The sequence below is a fragment of the Acinetobacter sp. 24-47-39 genome (assembly GCF_056783825.1).
This window is the reverse complement of sequence record NZ_JBWYIP010000008.1, coordinates 1-15,100: the sequence shown is the minus strand read 5'-3', so window position 1 is coordinate 15,100 and position 15,100 is coordinate 1. Positions and strand designations below refer to the sequence as shown.

15 protein-coding genes are annotated in these 15,100 nt (G+C 39.2%); 8 read left to right on the top strand and 7 right to left on the bottom strand.

From position 1 onward, the window contains the following. Positions 1–152: 152 nt before the first annotated feature. Positions 153–404, top strand: coding sequence for a DUF2789 family protein (locus AC1M9C_RS08470; RefSeq protein WP_481953524.1), 252 nt, complete (start codon positions 153–155; stop codon positions 402–404). A 70-nt stretch (positions 405–474) separates the two neighbouring features. On the opposite strand, the gene AC1M9C_RS08465 is transcribed toward AC1M9C_RS08470, so the two are convergent. Next, positions 475–1,332 carry a LysR family transcriptional regulator gene (locus AC1M9C_RS08465; protein WP_035264171.1) on the bottom strand — a complete coding sequence of 286 codons (858 nt, stop codon included), beginning with the start codon at positions 1,330–1,332 and terminating at the stop codon, positions 475–477. A 131-nt stretch (positions 1,333–1,463) separates the two neighbouring features. Beyond that, positions 1,464–1,700 (bottom strand): DUF2061 domain-containing protein, encoded by a 237-nt coding sequence (locus AC1M9C_RS08460; protein ID WP_035264169.1) that lies wholly within the window; start codon positions 1,698–1,700, stop codon positions 1,464–1,466. Positions 1,701–1,935: 235 nt separating this feature from the next. On the opposite strand from AC1M9C_RS08460, the gene leuC reads away from it, so the two are divergent. From leuC to leuB, 4 genes are all read left to right on the top strand, one after another. Beyond that, on the top strand, positions 1,936–3,384 hold the full coding sequence (gene leuC, locus AC1M9C_RS08455) for a 3-isopropylmalate dehydratase large subunit (protein ID WP_092766712.1): 1,449 nt from the start codon (positions 1,936–1,938) through the stop codon (positions 3,382–3,384). A gap of 14 nt (positions 3,385–3,398) precedes the next feature. Then, positions 3,399–4,049: a 3-isopropylmalate dehydratase small subunit gene (gene leuD / locus AC1M9C_RS08450; RefSeq protein ID WP_179998723.1), complete on the top strand. Its 651-nt coding sequence runs from the start codon at positions 3,399–3,401 to the stop codon at positions 4,047–4,049. A 97-nt stretch (positions 4,050–4,146) separates the two neighbouring features. Next, positions 4,147–4,725, top strand: a complete 579-nt coding sequence (locus tag AC1M9C_RS08445; RefSeq protein ID WP_179998722.1) for a hypothetical protein — start codon at positions 4,147–4,149, stop codon at positions 4,723–4,725. A gap of 30 nt (positions 4,726–4,755) precedes the next feature. Continuing rightward, positions 4,756–5,835, top strand: coding sequence for a 3-isopropylmalate dehydrogenase (leuB, locus tag AC1M9C_RS08440; protein WP_179998721.1), 1,080 nt, complete (start codon positions 4,756–4,758; stop codon positions 5,833–5,835). A gap of 672 nt (positions 5,836–6,507) precedes the next feature. On the opposite strand, the gene infA is transcribed toward leuB, so the two are convergent. Continuing rightward, positions 6,508–6,729, bottom strand: coding sequence for a translation initiation factor IF-1 (infA, locus tag AC1M9C_RS08435; RefSeq protein ID WP_004692529.1), 222 nt, complete (start codon positions 6,727–6,729; stop codon positions 6,508–6,510). Between the two features lie 228 nt (positions 6,730–6,957). Here infA and AC1M9C_RS08430 point away from each other — a divergent pair, with 228 nt between their 5' ends. Next, on the top strand, positions 6,958–7,965 hold the full coding sequence (locus AC1M9C_RS08430; RefSeq protein WP_035264130.1) for an AraC family transcriptional regulator: 1,008 nt from the start codon (positions 6,958–6,960) through the stop codon (positions 7,963–7,965). A 52-nt stretch (positions 7,966–8,017) separates the two neighbouring features. Here AC1M9C_RS08430 and truA read toward each other — a convergent pair whose 3' ends face one another. From truA to asd, 4 genes are all read right to left on the bottom strand, one after another. Continuing rightward, positions 8,018–8,815: a tRNA pseudouridine(38-40) synthase TruA gene (gene truA / locus AC1M9C_RS08425; RefSeq protein WP_481587331.1), complete on the bottom strand. Its 798-nt coding sequence runs from the start codon at positions 8,813–8,815 to the stop codon at positions 8,018–8,020. 8 nt (positions 8,816–8,823) lie between these two features. After that, positions 8,824–9,801 carry an asparaginase domain-containing protein gene (locus tag AC1M9C_RS08420; protein WP_481953523.1) on the bottom strand — a complete coding sequence of 326 codons (978 nt, stop codon included), beginning with the start codon at positions 9,799–9,801 and terminating at the stop codon, positions 8,824–8,826. 37 nt (positions 9,802–9,838) lie between these two features. Further along, on the bottom strand, positions 9,839–11,764 hold the full coding sequence (locus tag AC1M9C_RS08415) for a hypothetical protein (RefSeq protein WP_481953522.1): 1,926 nt from the start codon (positions 11,762–11,764) through the stop codon (positions 9,839–9,841). 285 nt (positions 11,765–12,049) lie between these two features. Then, positions 12,050–13,168, bottom strand: coding sequence for an aspartate-semialdehyde dehydrogenase (gene asd, locus AC1M9C_RS08410; RefSeq protein ID WP_035264122.1), 1,119 nt, complete (start codon positions 13,166–13,168; stop codon positions 12,050–12,052). Positions 13,169–13,354: 186 nt separating this feature from the next. On the opposite strand from asd, the gene AC1M9C_RS08405 reads away from it, so the two are divergent. Both AC1M9C_RS08405 and AC1M9C_RS08400 read left to right on the top strand, forming a co-directional pair. Next, positions 13,355–14,479 carry an endonuclease/exonuclease/phosphatase family protein gene (locus tag AC1M9C_RS08405; RefSeq protein WP_035264120.1) on the top strand — a complete coding sequence of 375 codons (1,125 nt, stop codon included), beginning with the start codon at positions 13,355–13,357 and terminating at the stop codon, positions 14,477–14,479. Positions 14,480–14,850: 371 nt separating this feature from the next. Next, the coding region (locus AC1M9C_RS08400) for a hypothetical protein (protein ID WP_481587328.1) at positions 14,851–15,100 on the top strand (250 nt) is incomplete at its 3' end.

Below are 15,100 nucleotides of genomic sequence, written 5' to 3'. Positions count from 1 at the left end.
AAGCCATTGTATCAATGGCTTTTTTTCATTGATCAGCATTGAAATAACTTGAGATGAAATTCAGCATAAATTTACAGACGCTTTCATCGCTTGGTGATATCTTATGCGGAAACAATTAACTTAAAATTAATCAAAATCATAAGGAATACAGGATGCTAAATGCAGAGCCAAGAATGACCAACTTATTTGAGCAATTAGGATTGGATTCTAGCGAGCAAGCTATTGCAGAATTTATTGAAATACATCAGTTAGAAGCTGAAACCTTTTTGACTGAAGCAAGTTTTTGGTCTGAAGGTCAACGTCAATTTTTGAAAGAAAAATTATGTTCAGATGGTTCATGGGCATTAATTATCGATCAGCTCAATGAGTCTTTACATGAAGATTCATTGAAGAAAAAAGCTTAAGTAGCTCACTTGTCTTAATAAAGTAAAAAGTCATCTTATTAGATGACTTTTTAAATATCGAGTGCCGAAATTATTTCATTAAATCAACCAGTGCCTTGGCTGCCTTAGATTGGGTGCGTCCCGGATGCCAAACCATACCCAATTGACGCTGCATTTCTAAATTAATATCCAGTCTGACCAAGTCTTGATTGACTAAAGTACTTGGCAGGACAGACCAACCTAACCCAATAGAAGCCAACATGCGAATGGATTCAAGCGGATTATTGCTCATGGACACTTTAGGTTTTAATCCATTTTTTTCAAATTCTGCAAGGGTGATCTGCGCTGTATATGTTTGAGCTGCAGGTAATAAACTTGGGTACTGCATGAGATCTTCAAGGCTTAAATTTTTCATATTTGCCAATGGATGAAAAACTGCAGCAACGAAAACCAAAGGATCACTCCATAAAGGAACATATTTTAAACGTTCATCTAGGACAGGGGGTAAGGTTAAGAATGCCAGTTCAAGGTCACCGGCTAACACTTTTTCATGCGCTTGTTCTGAATCTACAAAATGCACATCTAATGTCACATCAGGATATTGCTGAACATAGCTTTTTAAATGTTGCGGTAAATGATGTAATCCAATGTGATGGCTGGTACCAACTTTGAGCTTTCCTTTAATCTGATTTTGGTCGTGGCTTAAGGTGTGATGAATATCACCTAGTTCATTTAACCAATTTTTAACTTTAGGAAGCAGGGAATGAGCCGCATGGGTGGCTTGTACACCTCGGCCAGCAGATTCAAATAATTTGACACCAAAATAATCTTCTAAACTATGAATACGTTTGGTGACAGCGGGCTGAGTGATAAATAGTTGATCAGCTGCCATAGAAATCGAACCCGTTTCCATGACTTTTATAAAAGCTTCAAAGGCAGCAAGATTCATAATTTAAACTCGGTTATGAAAATATTATTTAATTATAAAATAAATTTATATCTATTGCGAAGTAATTCTTCATAAACTGTTGCAAAAAAAGCCGCATAGTGCGGCTTAGATGAGGAGGATCACAGGTGAAACTATGCGACGATATTTTCTTCCTGTTGTATCGTTTTTTTCTCCCACACGCGTTCGTGAATGAAATAAGCCACGGCTTGTACAGTAGGCTCAAGTAAACTTAAAGTAATTGCCATCCAAATGCTGCCTGTGACAAGGTAGCCTACAATCATGGCTACCGTAATGTGCATAATGTAGTAGCTTAATGTTTTTTTGAACATGCGTTGATTATCTTCAACAAATTTTTGAATATGTGCCATGTGAACATCCTCAGTTGGTGGTGATCTTGGAGATGTTTAAATGATAAGCATTCTTGTTTAATCTGTAAAAGCGAATATTATTTTTAAATTAATCGTTTTTACAGATGATTTTTGATGCTTTTAGTGATTCCAAAAAGTTTTTAAACTAATAAAAATGATAAATTAGATTTATGTGAATAGGCCGTTATAATCGTAATTAATGACAGAATTACCCAGTCCAGTGGAGCAAATCGACATGGCAGGCGAAACCCAAAAAGCAGAAACTCAAACAAAAAAAACGTTGTACGATAAATTGTGGGACGATCATTTAGTTAAACAACGCGATGATGGTTCTTCTTTACTTTATATCGATCGTCACTTGTTGCATGAAGTGACTTCTCCACAAGCTTTTGAAGGCTTACAACTTGCAGGGCGTAAACCTTGGCGTTTGAGTGCAAACGTGGCAACTCCTGACCATAACGTACCAACGTCTACGAAAGAGCGTTCTGAAGGGATTGCGGGGATTGAAGATGATACTTCACGTATCCAAGTGCAAACTTTAGATGATAACTGTAAAACATTTAATGTTGCTCAGTTTGATATCAACGATGTCCGTCAAGGGATCGCACATGTTGTTGGACCTGAGCAAGGTTTAACTTTACCGGGTATGACGGTTGTTTGTGGTGACTCACATACAGCCACTCATGGTGCATTTGGTTGCTTGGCACACGGTATTGGGACATCAGAAGTTGAACATGTATTGGCAACGCAATGCTTAGTTCAAAAGAAAATGAAAAACATGTTGGTACGTGTTGACGGTAAATTAGGTCAAGGCGTAACACCAAAAGACGTGGTTTTAGCGATTATCGGTAAAATCGGTACAGCTGGTGGTACAGGTCATGCCATCGAATTTGGTGGTCAAGTGTTCCGTGATATGTCGATCGAAGGTCGTATGACGGTGTGTAACATGGCGATTGAAGGCGGTGCCCGTGTCGGTATGGTTGCTGTAGATGAGAAAACCATTGAATATGTGAAAAACCGTCCTTATGCACCGAAAGGTGAGCAGTGGGATGCAGCAGTAGAATATTGGAATACTTTACATTCTGATGAAGGTGCACACTTTGATACAGTTGTTGTATTACAAGGTGAAGAGATTGAGCCACAAGTGTCTTGGGGTACATCGCCTGAGATGGTGATTCCTGTATCTCAAGCAGTACCGACACTAGAACAAGCCAAAGATGACGTACAACGTAACGACTGGACACGTGCTTATCAATATATGGGCTTAACCGCGGGTCAAGCATTGTCTGATATTAAATTGGATCGCGTATTTATCGGTTCTTGCACCAACTCTCGTATTGAAGATATCCGTGCGGCAGCTGAAGTTGCAAAAGGCAAAAAAGTTGCAAGCACGATTAAGCAAGCGATGGTTGTTCCGGGTTCTGGCTTAGTCAAAGCACAAGCAGAAGCTGAAGGTTTGGATAAAATCTTAATAGAAGCTGGTTTTGAATGGCGTGAGCCGGGTTGCTCAATGTGTTTAGCAATGAACGCAGATAAATTACAACCGGGTGAGCACTGTGCATCAACATCAAACCGTAACTTCGAAGGTCGTCAAGGTAATGGTGGTCGTACGCATTTAGTGAGCCCAGCGATGGCAGCAGCAGCGGCAATTGCAGGTCACTTTGTTGATGTACGTTCATTCTAAGAGGAGCAAACAACATGAAAAAATATACCGTTGAACAAGGTATCGTTGCACCTTTAGACCGTGCCAATGTCGATACAGATTTAATTATTCCAAAACAGTTCTTGAAATCAATTAAGCGTACAGGTTTCGGCGCGAATTTGTTTGATGAATTACGTTATTTAGATGAAGGCTATTTGGGGCAAGACAACTCAAAACGTCCTTTGAATCCAGATTTTGAGTTGAACAAACCACGTTATCAAGGTGCTTCAATCTTGATTTCACGTTCCAACTTTGGTTGTGGTTCAAGCCGAGAACATGCGCCATGGGCTTTAGAAGAATATGGTTTTCGTACCGTAATCGCACCAAGCTATGCAGACATTTTCTACAACAACAGCTTTAAAAATGGCATGTTACCAGTGATCTTGTCTGAAGAGATTGTGGATCAATTATTCAAAGAGTGTGCAGCTCAAGAAGGTTATCAGTTAACGATTGATCTTGAAGCACAAGAAGTACGTACACCTACAGGCGAAGCATTTAAATTTGAAGTTGATCCATTCAGAAAGCACTGTTTGTTGAATGGTTTAGATGATATTGGTTTAACGTTACAAGCGGCAGAAGACATTCGTGCTTATGAGGAAAGAACTAAAGCTGTTCGCCCATGGGTATTCCAAGAAATCAAAGCGTAACTGATACTTAAAGCTATAGTGCTCTGATTCAAGTCTTGCTAATATCGGTGCAAAATTATTCTTTTAGTTTTGCGCCGTTTGGTGAGGTTGGGCACAAATGAAGGCAAAAGTTTTATTACGCTATGCGTTTTTCGGATTGTCTGTCGCCGTTTTATCCGCTTGTCAGACCGTAGACCGATTACAACTGAAAAAGATTAAAGAAACGCCTGAAACCAGAAATCATGCTTTGATTTATTGCTCAGGAACGCTGAATTGTGAGTTTGAAAGATTCGATGAGCATCCCATTGTTGATGCTCAATCTCGAAGATTAGATCAGCGTGCGATCAAGCAAGGTATCGTGCGATTAAATGCTGGCTCCTTGAAAGATCCGCAAGCCTTATATCTTTCAGTTCCTGCTGGACTGCATGAAGTGGTGGTTCGCTTTTATCCGATTTCAGAGGAAAAAGCAGAAACTATTAATGTCATCCATCGCTTCGAAGCAAAAAAAGATTACCGATTTGTAATGTTTAGAGATCGAAGCAGTGGGAAAAAAAGTTTACTTGATGCTTCTGCACCAGAGCCATTATGTGTTGACTTGTTGCAAGAGCAACAAACCATTCGTCGTTTCTGCAAACCCTATAATGTTCTCAATGGACTAGGTGAGTTTGTGGAACAAAAAAATTTAAAAACACGTTAGTTCATACTAACTTTATAAATGGAAAATCTCATGTCTAAACAAATCTTGATTTTAGCTGGTGACGGCATTGGTCCTGAAATTGTAAAAGCAGCTGAACAGGTCCTCACCCGTGTCAATGAAAAATTCAATCTAGATTTAACATGGGAACAAGGTTTATTGGGTGGCGCTGCAATTGATGCGCATGGTTCACCTTATCCAGAAGTTACCTCTGAACAAGCAAAAAAAGCAGATGCGATTTTGTTAGGTGCTGTTGGTGGTCCGAAGTGGGACACAATTGAGCGCTCAATTCGTCCTGAGCGTGGTTTATTGAAATTACGCAGCGAACTTAACCTTTTCGCTAACTTGCGCCCAGCGATCTTGTATCCTCAATTGGCAGATGCTTCAAGTTTGAAACCTGAAATTGTTTCAGGCTTAGATATTTTAATTGTCCGTGAATTAACTGGTGGTATTTACTTCGGTCAACCACGCGGTATTCGTGAATTAGAGAATGGTGAGAAGCAAGGCTTTAATACCGACGTATACGCAGAGTCAGAGATCAAACGTATTGCTAAAGTGGCGTTTGAAATGGCGAAACTACGCGGTGGTAAAGTGTGTTCAGTTGATAAGGCGAATGTTCTTGAAGTCACTGAGCTTTGGAAACAAACAGTAACTCAGTTACATGCTGAACAGTATGCTGACATTAACTTGTCACATATGTATGTCGATAATGCAGCAATGCAATTGGTTCGTGCACCTAAACAATTTGATGTGATCGTAACAGGTAACTTGTTCGGTGATATCTTGTCTGATGAGGCTGCGATGTTGACTGGTTCAATCGGTATGTTGCCATCAGCTTCTTTAGATGAAAATGGTAAAGGGATGTATGAGCCTTGTCATGGTTCAGCACCAGATATCGCAGGTCAAAATATTGCAAACCCATTGGCAACAATTTTATCTGTTGCAATGATGCTTCGATATACGTTCCGTCAAGAAGCTGCAGCAAAAGCAATTGAAGATGCAGTAGGGAATGTTTTAGACCAAGGTTTACGAACAGCTGACATTATGTCTGAAGGCATGAAGAAGGTCGGGACAATTGAAATGGGTGAAGCAGTTGTTGCAGCGCTTAACTAATTTCAGTTGATTCATTCAAAACGCAGCCTATGAGCTGCGTTTTTTATTGCCGAGCTTTTGAAAGCGTATTTTTTTTAAACTTAAAACACTTGAGCAAGTCATTAGGTTATCAGTATGACTGACTTGCTGAAGCTGTCCATACAGGAATCATAAAACTATTTTCATCTCTCATCGAATTTCCCATTGGAATCGCGGTGTTGATTATACGTTCAAAAGTGAAAATTTCCGACTCATCTCGAATCACAAGATTAGACTTCAGATTAATGTTAAAAGAATTCAAATCGGTAGTTTCACGGATATGTTGGATATCTTACCCTACAAATTGTGAAACATAAGTATTCATATTTTTTTGTTCTGAAAATTTGCTGTTTGGCATGCCGTAAACAGGAAAAGTGTAAATATGCAGATGAGCAAAACCACAATTGATTTAGTGCACGAAATAGTGGGGCAGTACGACGATTTTTTAGATTGAATGTGCAAATGGGCTTTGTTGGTATATATGATTGGATAGTGAATGAATAAATAGTGAGTTTAATTATTCTATAACATCTGAGTATTGATCTTCTCACAAAGACAGACGATTGCTTTAGTAGAATGGATCTCCTGTAGTTTATAAAATAAAAGTACAAAAACAAAAAAAGCCACTCAATGTGGCTTTTCGCTTACTAACACTTAGCGTGCACGGTAAGTAATGCGACCCTTAGATAAGTCATAAGGTGTCATTTCAACTTTAACACTGTCGCCAGTCAAAATACGAATATAGTGTTTACGCATTTTACCAGAAATGTGTGCAATTACTTCGTGACCGTTTTCTAAACGTACACGGAACATAGTATTAGGAAGCGTTTCGGTGACAACGCCTTCGAACTCGATAAGTTCCTCTTTATTGGCCATAGCCTACCTGATGATCAAATTGGAAAGGCGCAAATTATAGGCAAAATTTTAGAAAAAAACAAGGTTAAACCAAGTTCAGTCGGCGTTTCTATGGTCAAACTTGTCGAACAAACAAATAAAATTTTTAAACAAAAAAATGCTTAACTATGTTGTCAGTTTGGTCAATCGACTGTAATCTAATTCATAAGTTTTAAGTAAATATTAATAACATACAAGGAAGGGCACTGCGTGAGTCAGCTAACTGATGCTTCGGTTGTTCTACGATTAGGTTATCAAGCAATTCGTCGTGCTGGATTGCCCACAGAAGAAATTTTAACAAAAGCGGGTGTGGCCTTAAATCAAGTAGATCAAAATGCGCGTACGCCTTTAAGCGCGCAGTACGCTTTCTGGGTTGCTGCCGAAGAAGTCAGTAAAGATCCAGACATTGGTCTACATTTAGGTGAGCATTTACCACTTTATCGTGGTCAAGTGATTGAACATCTTTTTATTTCATCTGAAAATTTTGGCGAAGGCCTGAAAAGGGCTTTAGCATATCAACGTCTAATCAGTGATGCATTTCATGCCAAATTGGTTATTGAAGATGATCGTTGCTACCTAACCAATGGTGAACAACCTTTCTCTGAAAACCTAGTCAATCGTCATTTTTCTGAGTGCGCGATTTCAGGCATTTTAAGATTCTTCAAATTTATTACTGAAGGTCGTTTTCAACCTATATATATCGATTTTAACTTTAGCGAGGGTGCTTCAGACGATGAGTATTTCCGTGTATATGAGTGCCCGGTAAGTTTAGGCCAAAAAGAAACGCGACTTTATTTTGATCCTGCAATTTTAGATTATGTACTTTGGCAAGCCGAGCCAGAATTACTTCAACTGCATGAGCAGTTGGCGATTGAAAAATTACAGGAGTTGGCTCGATACGATTTAGTGGGTGAGGTGCGCCGTGCTATTGGATCAACACTTGAGAGTGGAGAAACAACGCTAGAAACTGTGGCAGCTCAGTTGAATATTACCCCACGTCGTTTGAGAACACAGCTCAGTGAAGCCAATACAAGCTTCCAGCAAATTTTATCTGACTATCGTTGTCGTTTAGCTAAAAAACTTTTGGCAAATACCAATGAAAGCGTAGAGAGAATTGTCTATCTGACGGGTTTCTCGGAACCAAGTACGTTCTATCGGGCCTTTAAACGATGGACCAATGAGACACCTGTTGAATATCGTAAGCGTAAACAGCGCTAAAAAAGTCCCTTCTTATGAAGGGATTTTTTTCTATTTAATTCAAAATAAAAATCTATTCAGGCATGTTTAACCAATGAGGGCCTAGGGGTACTTTAGGCAAGTTAAACTCTTCAGGATAGTGTGCTTGGATAAAGTAAAGGCCGTCAGGTGGTGCTGTGATCCCTGCTGCTTTACGGTCTTCTGCTGCGAATATTTCATCGATATGGTCAATGCCGTACATCCCCTGACCAATTTCCAGTAAACAGCCCATAATATTGCGAACCATGTGATGTAAAAAACCATCTGCTTGGATGTCAAGAACAAGGTAAGCACCGTGTTTGATGAGTTTGCAATGGCTCACATGGCGTACAGGTTGGTTGGATTGACACGCAGCAGCTCGAAAACTTTCAAAGTTATGAGTACCCTCAAATTTTGAGGCTGCAGCAATCATTTTATCTACATCAAGTGGGTAATAAGCATGCGTTACTTGTTTGTGGAGTAAGGCAGGGCGCATGGGGCTGTTATAAACGACATAACGATAACGGCGAGCCTGCGCTTTAAAGCGTGCATGAAAATCACTATCCATTTCTTGAATCCATTGGATGGCAATATCTTTAGGGAGTGTACTGTTAGCCCCCATAAGCCAGCCACGAATTGGACGTATTGCATTTGTGTCAAAGTGAGCCACCATATTTGTGGCATGAACACCTGCATCTGTTCGACCCGCACCATGCAAAATGATGGGTTCATCAGCAATTTTGCTCAACACTTTTTCCATGGTTTCTTGTACGCTCGGCACACCAGGTTGCTGTGTTTGCCAACCTCGATACCGAACGCCACTAAACTCAATTCCGATTGCAAAACGCGGCATTTGAACCTCTAATTTGATGAATCATACCAATGTTTTAACCATTGATCTGTGGAAGGGTATTGTAAATACATTTTTAGAATTTTGGCATAAAGATCGGCATCACTGAGTGTATCGTCTATTAAAATATCAGATGCTTGAATCCAACTGCTAATTGCATAGCGTTGATCTAATTCTCCAAACATGACCTGACTACTTAATATAATATGGCAGCCTAAGGCACGAAGCTGCTTCAAAATATCTGTGGTATCCGCATTAATTGCTAAATTACCGGTTCCATATGCTTGAAGTATGAGTACATGAGGCGGATTGTCGATAAAACGCGTTAAATGCTGATTGAATAATTTGATTTCAATGGGGCGAAGACTCAGATTCGCAATATTGAGTTGTATCGAGCGTTCAATATGTTGCTCAGTAATGTTGAAAAAAGAACTTGATATGGGCTTGATGACATTTGTAAATGCTTCACCACAAAATGCATTTAGTGCCGTGCGATGAGTCTTGACTGCAGTTCTGGCATGAAAAATTTGATGGTTAAAGCATAAGTAAACACCATCAGACACATTTTCCATATATTGGATGGCATGATTCAGATTATCTAAAGCATCGCTCGATGGATGCAAAGATGTCGCTGCATGATTGAGCAGAGGAAATTGGCTACCTGTGATAATGACTCGACACGTATCATGGAGAAATCGAGAAAGAATAGCCGCAGCATAACTCATGGTATCGGTACCATGAATGACAATAAAATTTTGAAATTGTTTAGCTTGTAATTGTTGAATTTGTTGGATTAACAGCAACCAATCACGCGCCGTACATGCACTACTGTCTTTAATCTCATGAGCCTGGACAAGCTCGATTTGATTTTGAACGGGCAAAATTTCTTTTAATTGCGGAAAAAAATCGGCAGCAGGCATAGGCGCTAAAGGTTCACCAACGCAACCAAATGTCCCACCCATATAGATTAAAGCTATTTTTGAACTCATAAAAAAAGCAGCCTGATTAGACTGCTTCATATTAAGATTAATTGGAATCAGATTCCATGCTCTCTCGGAGTTTTGCTGCACGCATTTTTTGTTCGTCATTGTAATGCGATTCATATTCCGTAATTAATTTTTCTGCTTCATCAAACGCGCCAAATTTAATGTATTGATCCGCTAAATCTAAGTTAAGTTGAATTTCATCAACGTTGAGTAATTCAGGAAAACGTTGTACAAGAGGATCATCAGGATGATTCGGATTCATTTTTATCGCAGATGTTTCATGCGAATGATTCTGTTGCACTTCTACATTTTCATCTGATGAATTGAGGTCAAAATTAAACTCGTTTGTCGGTTCAATTGAGCTTTCTATTGTAGATTTTGAATCAAGATTTTCCTCAAAGTCGAAAGTTACAAAATCTAAAATCTGATCATTCACGCTTTGCTTTGAAACTTTTGCTGAGCTAGATGTTTCAGCATCAAAGTTAAAATCATCTGAAAGATCAAAAGTGAGTTCATCCTTGGATGTTGTTGTTTGAGAATGAGACTGTTCCGATTGATCTGAAAAGTTAAATTCCAATGGATCGATTTCAATATTCAGTTCTTGTAGATTTTTTTCTGATGGAGAAGAACTCAGTGCTGAATGAGGGAGATCTGTTTTTTCACCCCATTCTTGACTCAAATCAAGTGTGAAGTCGAGATTTTGGATGGACTCATTTTCTGAAGCACGGTTCTCTCTAGCGGTCGACTGCACTGATTCTGTTTGTGATTTATTTTCAGACTGAAAACTGGTGAAGTCTAAATCAAACTCTAAGGGTGCGCGATCTTCAGTCGATTGATTGGTTGTTTCAGATTCAGTCTGTGTTTGAGCATTTTGCTCGAAAGTTAAATCTGTCGTTATAAATTCTAAAGATGTTTGCTCTTTTGATGCAGGAGCCTTCTCATCAACTTGCTCGAATGGATGTTGTGAAGTGGGTTGAGGTGTATCTTCCATAAAAAAATCGAGTTCAAAATGCTCGTTTTGCGATGGAGTCTCCTGTTCAGTTGCCTGCTGATTTTCAGCCTGATCAGAAGGGAGCTGGTCAATGATTTCTTCATTGGTTTTATTGAGCGTAAACTCTTCTGCTAAATCGAGCTGTTCTGAGCTAAATACAAAATGAGCAGTAGGTTCAGCAGAGACATGCTCAGTTTCTTCTTCAGGGGTGCTTTTCTTCTCTTTGGCTTGTAAGGGATGTGGGTATTGTTCTGTTTCAAACACAAATGTTGAGCTTTGAGAAGGAAGAGAAGATTGCTCTGTGGTCTCATTTGTTTCAGTGGGTGTGCTTTCCTGAGAGCTATGTTGTTCATCCTGAGACTTGATGAGATGATCAAAAGCTTGTTCTGATTGCACTGCAGGAATTTCAGTTATAAAACTGGTGCTATGAAACTGTGCAGCATGACGAGGCTGATTCTCAGTGTTCGATATATCCCGTGATTCTTTCGCAATTTCTTTATTCCGTTCCGCTTCTTTTGCAGCTTTAAGTTTGTCTTCAGCTTCATCCGCAATGTAATGTAATCCAGTGGAGCGTAAATAATTACTTAATTGTTTTAAAGCAAATTCATCATTCTGTAGGATGTGAATATCAATCAAATACGAGTAAAGCTCATGTTGTCTAGGATCACGATTCAATGCTTGATTGATTTTTGCTTCAGCTGACATATAGCTTTCTGATTGAATTAAGTATTCAATGCTGGCTTTAAGTTCATCAGCCACTGGTTCGGCACTTAAGTCTTGTGGTGCGCCATGACCGTGCTGTGAATAGGCTTGTTGTGGGGTGGAGCGAGTTTTAGGGCTTTTCTTAGCGCGTTTTACACTCACATTTTTTTTAGATTTTGTTGATCCTGTGTCACCATTTTTTTGTTTATCCTCACGTTTTTTGAGCACCAGTGCGATTAACAGCAAGACGACAAATGGAATGACATACAACATAATTTTTCCCCTTCATTGAATTCAATGAATTTATTGCAAATCTAATACCTGAGTGCTCGAAAATATTGGACTGTTTTTAATCCCGATTTTTTATATTCTCAGTTCATCATTATGCATCGATCAAGATGTTCGAAATAAGAAGTGATGAGATTGTAATTTAACTGTTTTTTGTATCGATGTCATAATATTTCCTTTCAAATAGCACTCCAAGCTCTAATCAATTCAAATTGCATAAAAAAAGCCGATCTAATCAGACCGGCTTTTTATTGAAGTGACTATTAAAAATTAAGCATTTTTATAGTCAATCAAGATGCGTAGCATACGGCGTAAAGGTTCAGCAGCACCCCAAAGTAATTGGTCACCAACAGTGAACGCGCCTAAATACTCTTTACCCATATTGAGTTTACGTAAACGGCCTACTGGAACTGTAAGCGTGCCAGTTACTGCAACAGGTGTAAGATCAGTCATTGATGCTTCACGTGTGTTCGGCACAACTTTAGACCAGTCATTTGCACTTGCAATGATGTCTTCAATTTCATTTAAAGGAACATCTTTACGAAGTTTTAAAGTCAATGCTTGTGAGTGACAACGCATTGCACCAATACGTACACAGTGACCATCAATAGGTACAATTTGTGAATTACCAAGAATCTTATTGGTTTCAACTTGACCTTTCCATTCCTCTTTCGATTGACCGCTTTCAAGCTGTTTGTCGATATAAGGAATTAAAGAACCTGCTAAAGGTACACCGAAGTTTGCTGAAGGGAATCCTTCACCACGTTGTAATTCAGCAATTTTAGAGTCGATATCTAAAATTGGAGAACGTGGATCGTCTAATAGATCTTTTGTATTGTTATACAAATAGCCCATACCTGTGATGAGTTCACGCATGTTTTGCGCACCCGCACCAGAAGCAGCTTGGTAAGTCATTGAAGTCGCCCATTCAACAAGATTGTTTTGGAACAGACCACCAAGACCCATTAACATCAATGAAACAGTACAGTTACCGCCTACAAATGTTTTCGTACCTTTTACCAAACCGTCTTTGATCACATTCATGTTGACTGGATCTAATACGATGATTGCTTCATCGTCCATACGCAATGTAGATGCAGCGTCAATCCAGTAACCATTCCAACCATCAGCTTTCAACTTAGGGAAAACTTCAGTGGTATAATCACCACCTTGGCAGGTAATAATGACATCCATTTGCTTCAGACTATTAATGTCTGTCGCATCCATAAGTGCTGGGGCAGTTTTACCACCAAACGCAGGGGCTTCACCACCTGCATTACTGGTAGAGAAGTAGAATGGCTCAAAATGAGCGAAATCATTCTCTTCAACCATACGTTGCATAAGGACGGAACCAACCATCCCGCGCCAACCGACCAGACCTACTTTCATGTCACTTTGCCTCGGTGCGTTAAAATAAAAAAGGGGGTTCGAGTGTATCAAAAGAGTGTATAACTGCAAGTGGTACACAATCAAAACAGCAAATATATTGTGCAATATATCTTGTTTATGTTACATGCAAAACTAATATAAATTTATGAATCATCGAAAAATTAAGAATATATAAAGAGAAGCGCTATGCTATGGATTGAGATACTGGCTGTTGTTGTGATTTGGTTAAGTTTTTGGTCTTTGATTCCGCGTGATGAGTGGTGGTTTCGAGGTGCCGATTTTCCAAGACTACAAATTTTAGCCCTAGGCTTTATCGCATTTATCCTCCTGTTGATTTGGGATGGGGAATGGGATTTAAGACGCCAAGTCATATTTGTTGGATTAATTGCTGCATTAGCATATCAATTGAAGATGGTTTTGCCTTATACCTTAATTTGGAAAAAACAGGTGAAACAGGTCCAACCAGATCAACTTGATCCATCAAAGCAAATCTCTTTAATTGTGTCGAATGTTTTAACACCAAATACAGAATATCATCGTTTGATTGAACAGATTCATCAGCATCAACCCGATATCGTATTGACGCTTGAAACAGACCAAACCTGGCAGAATGAACTTTCAGTCATCGAAGCGGATTATCCTTATCGTGTTCCAGTACCTTTAGATAATCTCTATGGAATGCATCTCTACAGTAAGTTGGAATTGAGTGATACCGAAGTCAAATTCATACTGAGTAATGAGATTCCTTCTATTCATACCACAGTGAAATTACGTTCTGGACAGCCAGTTCAATTATATTGTTTACATCCCAAACCGCCGAGTCCAACTGAAGCCAAAGACTCTACATTACGTGATGCTGAATTGTTGATTGTGGGTGATCAAATTAAAGACTTGGATGAAAGTTGCATTGTCATGGGAGATCTAAACGATGTGGCATGGTCTCGTACCACACGACTATTTCAACGTATCAGTGGTTTATTAGATCCGCGTGTTGGACGTCATTATGTCAATACCTTCCATGCGGACTATCCGCTATTACGATGGTCACTCGATCATGTATTCCACAGCACTGATTTTGCTTTGGTGAAAATGGAGCGATTACCGCATATTGGTTCGGATCACTTTCCTGTGTACGTTGTTTTACAAACTGGACGACAATTTGAGCAAGTACAGCAAGAATTAGAACAGACGGATGCTGATGAGCAAGAGGCTCAGGAGGCGATTCAAGAAGGTATTGCGAAAGCTGAGAAAGAAGAGAAACAAGTGACAGATGAAATTGCGCAAGATTATAAAGATGGCAAACAAGTGTGAATGGATGCGTGTAAGAAATTGCTTACAATGAATGTGTCTGTTGACCCATAGTCACGAAGCGAGCTTAAGCGTAATCTAAGCTTATCGGCACAGGGAGTGGGAATGGAATGATCCCAATATGGAAGACGACGCCGACGGAAAATCATCATGGAGATGATGTAGGAAAGGAAAGCCAATAAAACAATAATATGATTTTTGAAAAGCACAACCTCATCGACCCGAGTTTTACAGGATGTAGAACTCGGGTTTAGTTTATGGTGGATTTAAACGTTTATATGCATACAGGTCGAATGAATTAAATCTCGTTATTCAGCTCTAATCTTTTATTAATGCTATGATTTGCCAAAATGAAAATATTGAGCAGATGGGGTATGACTTTGTTTCTTAAAAATATGAAAGACATAACTACAAGCAAATCCTTCGCTTCAATCGTTGTGTTAAATGTACTAATGAACACCAGCGTATTTGCACAAGAAGCTGATGAAAAAATGATGGATGCGGTTGCATCTCAAGAACAGGTCGCGAACACTGAAGCTAAAGAAGCTAAAGAAGCTAAAGAAGCTAAAGAAGCTAAAGAAGCTAAAGAAGCTAAAGAAGCTAAAGAAGCTAAAGAAGCTAAAG